Below are 6,253 nucleotides of genomic sequence, written 5' to 3'. Positions count from 1 at the left end.
GCCTTTCCACTTGATGATGTTAAGCTGGTTCCAGTTATTGCTATTGGAACGGCTGCTGTGTCGCACACCTTTTATTTCTACGATTACGAGACATTCGGGGTTGATCCTGCAAGGGACTGGCCTGCCCAGTTTGCCGGTATTCGTACAGATCCTGATTTCAAAGAAATCGAAGAACCTCTGGAGTTATTCTGCAAGCTTCCTGAGGATCAGCTGCCCCATCCGGAAGCCTGTCTGGTAACTGGATTGACTCCTCAAAAGGTTAATCAGAAAGGTATCTGTGAAGCAGGGTTTATCGGGCGTATTCATCAGGAGTTTGCCAGGCCCAATACTTGTGTTCTGGGTTACAACACACTTCGATTTGATGATGAGGTAACCCGTTACAGTCTCTACAGAAACTTCTTTGACCCTTACGCCAGAGAGTGGCAGAACGGTTGCAGTCGCTGGGATCTGATTGATGTCGTCAGGTTATGTGCTGCTCTGCGGCCGGAAGGGATTGTGTGGCCCAAGCGTGAAGATGGCAGCAACAGTTTTAAGCTGGAAGAGTTAACCCGGGCCAATGGTATTTCTCATGCTGATGCGCATGATGCAGTTTCTGATGTGCGCGCCACCATTGCCATGGCGAAGCTATGTCGTCAGGCGCAACCTGAGTTGTTTAATTTTGCTTTGCATCACAGAAAGAAAGCTGAGGTGGCGAAGCTGCTGAATATAAATATTGCGCGGCCACGTCCGGTTGTTCATGTTTCGGGAATGTTTCCTGCCATACGCAATTGCCTGGCGGTTGTTGCTCCACTGGCTCCGCACCCAACCAACAATAATGGTGTATTGGTTTACGATCTTTCAGTTGATCCGGAGCCGCTGCTTTCCCTGACCGCTGAAGAAATTCATAAGCGAATCTACACATCAAACGAAGAGCTTGTGGCAGAAGGCAAAGAACGAATTCCGGTCAAGACTGTGCATATCAATAAGTGTCCGATAGTTGCTCCGCTGGGTGTTATCAAAGATGACTGGGAGCGACTGGAAATCAATCGCAGAGCCTGTGAACAGCATTACTCCCAGTTGTTTGATGACCGCGAGGCTTTGGCTCGTGTCAGGCAAAAGCTGCAGGATGTCTTTTCAAGGAATGATTTCCCGGTCAGTGATGATCCGGATCACCGTTTGTATGGTGGTTTTTTCCCGAACCAGGACAAGCCGCTTATTGAGCATGTGAGAAATACATCTCCAGAGCATCTGAGTGGCATGGTTCTGCCATTTAGCGATGATCGTCTAGAAGAGATGTTGTTCCGTTATCGTGCCAGAAACTGGCCGGAGCTACTGTCAGAAGAAGAGAAATGTCATTGGGGTCAGTTCCGCAGTCAGCGGTTGCGCCATGGATGTGGCGGAGATAGCTTGGACCTGCAGACCTATCATGCCCACCTTGAGCAGTTGCTGGGAGGGGAAGCTTCAGAAAGCCGCAGGCAGGTTCTAAGAGATCTTCAGGCTTACGGGCATTACCTGGAAGGACAGCTGTAAGCCTGTAATGTCAGTGTATCAGGATGCCAGTGCGGCAATATGCTGAGCCAGGCGTCCTGCAAATGACGGCTTCTCAATATAATCAATTGCTCCAGCCTGAATGGAAGCGACAGCGCCCATAAGATCCTGCTGCAGTCCCAGCACAATCACTGGAATCGTTGCATATGTACGGGTGATATCCGTAATACGCTTAACCATGCTCTGGGAGCTGTTTTCCTGGGACAGGATCAGGCAGCGGGGGGATCTGTTTGTCAGACTGGTTTGCAGCTCTTCCCAGGAACTGAAACAGTGCAGGTCAACCTCACCCTGTTCTTCGCAGAGCTGGTTCACGGAGTCCATTATGTCCTTGTCGTTTTCCAGCAGAAAAACGCAGGACTCTGCTTTAGTGCTCATGTGTAAATCTATCCCGAAGTCATCAGCGTAAAAATGTGATGCGTTAACGCTGAGTTTCTGTATTTTCTGGCTGTTTTCTCTACAAAACGCCTGAATTGTGCTTGAAATCAGAAAGCCATGGTTATCATAGGGGCGCTGAACCATTTCAAGCCATCGTTGCTTTTACCCAGCAGGATGTGAGATGTAACTAGCGGCTGGTACAGCTGTGCAGAAACTGAAAGGACTAAAGAGGGGAGAAATCCTCCGGCACCCGGGGTGGCACCGGAGAAGGGAAGAAGAAGTTCTTACTTGAAGCGGAAATCTTCTTTGATGTGTTCCTTAACCTGCATAACCTGACGAACCAGGTGTGCCAGAGACTTGGTACCCATCTTTTCCATTACGCGGGAACGGTGGATTTCAACGGTACGTTGGCTCAGGTTGATGTCGGCAGCAATGACCTTGTTGGCCTTACCTTCAACAACGTGATGCAGAACTTCGCGCTCACGATCGGTCAGGGTGGACAGGCGACGCAGGATTTCCTTGTGCTCGAGCAGTTCGGCGCGTTGCTGGGTATCCAGCTTCAGAGCGTCGTTGATCAGGTCCAGAAGTTCCTGGTCACGGAAAGGCTTCTGGATGAAGTTCATGGCACCATCCTTGATGGCTTGAACGGCCATAGGTACATCACCGTGACCGGTAATGAAGATGATAGGCAGGATACAGTGCATGTCGTTCAGCTTGCTTTGCAGCTCCAGACCGCTCATGCCCGGCATTCTGATATCCAGAACAATGCAGCCGGGTCTGTTTTCATCGTAGGCTTCCAGAAAATCTGCAGGAGAGGCAAAGACCTCAACCTTCTGACCTACGGAATTCATCAGCATTTTGAGAGAGTCGCGAACTGCTTCATCATCGTCGATGATAAATACAGTGGGTTCCTGGTGTTGCTGCATGATGGCTCCGATATGCTAACAGGCAAAAGTGCTGAAAATTAATTGTCAGATGGGATGATCATGAAATCAGTCGACAATGTGTGTTTTTTTGTGAGTACGTATGTGCACTCTTTACCTGAAACTCACGCTTGTCGAATCGATTAGGTCACCGTCCCTCTGTGCAAAGCTGTCAGTTTTATAGCTGCTGGTTCCAAAATCGGCAAACCACAAACAAGCGCTGCCTTGCCTACGGGAGCACTTACTTTCTGTCGAATTGTGGTTGATGACTTTGTTCTTAGTACAGAAAACCTGCCAACTGTATTCAGCGATATAGGACAAAGTTATCTTTTTCGTATATCGCCGGGTGCTACTGAGTTGATTGCTGATCAGTCCGCACATTTATCGTAAGCCTCACCCTGTTCGGTTGGTTGCCAGGGGAGGGATCCGTAGGGCGGCGATCTTATAGTGAAAGAATGTGTCTGGTTATCCGTAAAAGTACCGATTGTTGGAATTGCTCATACTGAGAGCGGAAAGGAGAAGATGGGCTGAAATTTTAGACTCTAGTTAACTTAATGCGTAGTTTTTGTTTTTCTGGATTACTCCTCCCCTCCCTGATCCTGTTTCATCTGTTGTACCCAGCGGAAGACTTCAGCAACCGGTGTGATCAGTTCACTGGGAATAAACGAACCCACTTCAGTCTGGCTGAACAGTGCATGGGCAAGAGGAACATTCTCCATAACCGGGATTTCATGGCGCTCGGCTACCTTGAGAATAAACTGCGCCTGGTTGCGCTTTCCGAGGCAGGTCACCATTGGCAGTGGTGTTAGGGCTTTGTCGTAGTGAAGGCCTACGGCGAGATGTGTCGGGTTCTTGATCACAACATCTGACTGGGAAACATTATCTTCCGAGTTAAGCAGCTCTTGATGCAGTTGCTTACGTTTACCCTTTATCTCAGGGTTACCTTCCATTTCCTTGTATTCCCGTTTGACCTCATCTTTGGTCATTTTCTGTTCTTTGGTGAACTGGTACTTTTCGAACATAAAGTCCGCAACTGAAATCACCATAAAAGCGACAATGGCGAACAGCATCAGCTTTTTCATCAGAGAACCCAAGACTGGCAAAATACAACTGGAACCACACCAGGGCAGGTTGATCAGCTCATTCAAGCTGTTACGAATCACGTAATAGACTACAAGGGAAAGAAACAGAATCTTGATTATTGATTTAACCAGTTCCACAACGTTCTTGATTGAAAAGATTTTCTTGGCACCCTGAATTGGGTTGATCTTTTTTATATCTGGTTTGATTGGTTCAAAAGCCAGCAGAAATCCGAACTGCACAACATTGCCGGCAACTGCTGCAAAAGCAGAGGCGACAACCAGCGGGGCTATCATTAGTATTGCTTTGGAAAGCAGGGCCCAGGTCACTATCTGCAAAGCCCGCTTGAACTCCATATTGTACACTTCCGCTGGGAACAGAAGGATCTCCTGGAACATCTGCAGGTACCAGTCACTCAAAGCCCAGATAATAACCACAACGGCAATGATGCCTGCAGTTGAGGATATTTCCTTGCTCTTGGCAACCTGGCCTTTCTTGCGGGCGTCGCGAAGTTTTTTGGGGGTGGGTTGTTCGGTCTTCTCACCACTCATTGCGCATGTTTCCCGGCTGCAATTATTTTAAATATTGACCAAGAATGGCCATCACGCTCGGGAACTGAGCGGCATTCTGCTTGCCAAGGGTCATGATGGTGGCAACGTAAAGAACCAGAATGGCTACCGCAACAGCAGATTTGATCGGCATAGCAAGAATAAACACATTCAATTGTGGAGCTGAGCGGCTGATCAAGGCAATTCCCCACTCGGTGATAAACATGCAAATGATAATGGGAGCCGCCAGCCAGACTGCCAGGGTAATAATCAAATCAAACTGACCAAGAAAAAACAGCACGGCTGATTGATTAACCTTGGGCCAGAATTCAAACACCGGCCAGGCTTCATAGCTGTGGAAAAGGCTACCCAGCATAATCAGGAAAATACCGCTCATCAGATAGAGCGTTGTGAATGTCTGGGCAAACATAATACCCATGGGAGACGACTCGGAACCGGACATGGCATTCATGCTGCTGGCCATGGAGGCACCACGCTGGTTATCGATAAAAAATCCGGCAGCTTCAACGGCCCAGAAGGGAATATTGATAATGAATCCAATAAACATACCGATCATGACTTCTTTCATGATCAGAGCAAACAACATTAACGTTCCAATGGAAGTTGCGGGCTCCTGGGATTCAACCAGGGGAAATAAAAACAAGGCCAGACACATCACAATGCCATTACGAATCATGGCACTGCCTGTTATCTGTTTATTCAGCATGGGAAGGGTATTGAATACAGCCGCCATACGAACCATGGTCAGGCTATGGATATAAAACCAGTCCTTAAGCTGTGTGACAATTTCCTCTGGCATGAATTCGCCTTAAATTTCCGGGATGTAATTCATAACCGCAAGAGCAAAGTTATAAACCTCTATCCCCATCCAGCGTGCAGTGGCAAATATGCTTATCACCACGGCGATCAATTTGAAGGCAAAGGGCAGAGTCTGTTCCTGTATCTGAGTCAGAGCCTGAATCAAGCTGACCAGTAGGCCAATACCTGCGGCAGCGATAATAGGCGGCATGGACAGCAGCAGGGTCAGCATCAGAGCCTTGGCTGTCATTGTCAGAACATCAGCTTCAACCATCGGTCAGTCCTCGCTACTGATAACTGAGCACGAGTCCGTGCACCAGTTTGGTCCAGCCATCGAGAAGCACGAACAGCAGCAGCTTGAAGGGCAGGGAGATGGTCATTGGCGACACCATCATCATACCCATGGCCAGAAGAATATTTGAAACAATCAAATCGATTATTATGAAAGGCAGATAAAGCAGGAATCCCACCTGAAAAGCTTTGGTCAACTCACCAAGAGCAAAAGCCGGAATCATGATCATAAGGCTGTCTACAGCCAGTTCTTCCTGATATTCAGGCGGCCAGAGTGCTCGGGCTGTTTTCAGGAAGAACTTTCGTTCACGTTCCGTGGTGTTTTTCGCCAGAAACTTTCGGTAGGGCTCTGCGCTGGCCTCAAACGCGAACTTCCAGGAGTCATCCTCCAGACTGATTTCCTGCTGACTCTGCTCCAGTGTCTTATAAGCTTCGATACCTATTGGAGCCATGATGTAGATGGTCAGGATAATGGCCAGGGAGTTCAGGGCCATATTGGGAGGAATCTGCTGCAGACCTGTGGCGTTGCGCAGGATACCAAACACCACAACAAGCTTCAGGAAGGATGTGCCCAGAACCGCAACAAACGGAATCAGAGACATCAATGCCAGAGGCAGTATAAGGTAAAATGGTGAGGAAATATCGAAATCCATATCCCTGGCCTTGTTTCCTTTCCCTGAACGGCAGAGC

The 6,253-nt window shown here is 48.3% G+C and carries 7 protein-coding genes; 1 reads left to right on the top strand and 6 read right to left on the bottom strand.

What is annotated here, in order from left to right:
- Positions 1 to 57: 57 nt before the first annotated feature.
- Positions 58 to 1,509 (top strand): exodeoxyribonuclease I, encoded by a 1,452-nt coding sequence (gene sbcB, locus M3P05_RS17465; RefSeq protein WP_249701349.1) that lies wholly within the window; start codon positions 58 to 60, stop codon positions 1,507 to 1,509.
- An 18-nt stretch (positions 1,510 to 1,527) separates the two neighbouring features.
- Here the strand turns inward: sbcB and M3P05_RS17460 are convergent, their stop codons facing one another.
- The 6 genes from M3P05_RS17460 to sctR form a co-directional block, all read right to left on the bottom strand.
- Positions 1,528 to 1,902, bottom strand: coding sequence for a response regulator (locus M3P05_RS17460; RefSeq protein WP_249701347.1), 375 nt, complete (start codon positions 1,900 to 1,902; stop codon positions 1,528 to 1,530).
- A gap of 284 nt (positions 1,903 to 2,186) precedes the next feature.
- Positions 2,187 to 2,828, bottom strand: coding sequence for a response regulator transcription factor (locus M3P05_RS17455; RefSeq protein ID WP_249701346.1), 642 nt, complete (start codon positions 2,826 to 2,828; stop codon positions 2,187 to 2,189).
- Between the two features lie 575 nt (positions 2,829 to 3,403).
- Entirely contained in the window at positions 3,404 to 4,456 is a 1,053-nt protein-coding gene (gene sctU, locus M3P05_RS17450; RefSeq protein WP_249701345.1) for a type III secretion system export apparatus subunit SctU, read from the bottom strand.
- Positions 4,457 to 4,478: 22 nt separating this feature from the next.
- The gene (gene sctT, locus M3P05_RS17445) at positions 4,479 to 5,273 is read right to left on the bottom strand and encodes a type III secretion system export apparatus subunit SctT (protein WP_249701344.1); all 795 of its coding nucleotides are present in this window, start codon (positions 5,271 to 5,273) and stop codon (positions 4,479 to 4,481) included.
- Between the two features lie 9 nt (positions 5,274 to 5,282).
- Complete coding sequence (sctS, locus tag M3P05_RS17440; protein ID WP_249701343.1) at positions 5,283 to 5,546, bottom strand: type III secretion system export apparatus subunit SctS; 264 nt, start codon at positions 5,544 to 5,546, stop codon at positions 5,283 to 5,285.
- 13 nt (positions 5,547 to 5,559) lie between these two features.
- A complete protein-coding gene (sctR, locus tag M3P05_RS17435) occupies positions 5,560 to 6,216 on the bottom strand; it encodes a type III secretion system export apparatus subunit SctR (protein WP_249701342.1) in 657 nt (218 codons plus the stop codon).
- Positions 6,217 to 6,253 lie beyond the last annotated feature (37 nt).

The organism is Parendozoicomonas callyspongiae (assembly GCF_023502345.1).
In the GTDB taxonomy this organism is placed as follows: Bacteria; Pseudomonadota; Gammaproteobacteria; order Pseudomonadales; family Endozoicomonadaceae; genus Sansalvadorimonas; species Sansalvadorimonas callyspongiae.
This window is presented reverse-complemented; position numbering and strand designations above follow the sequence as displayed.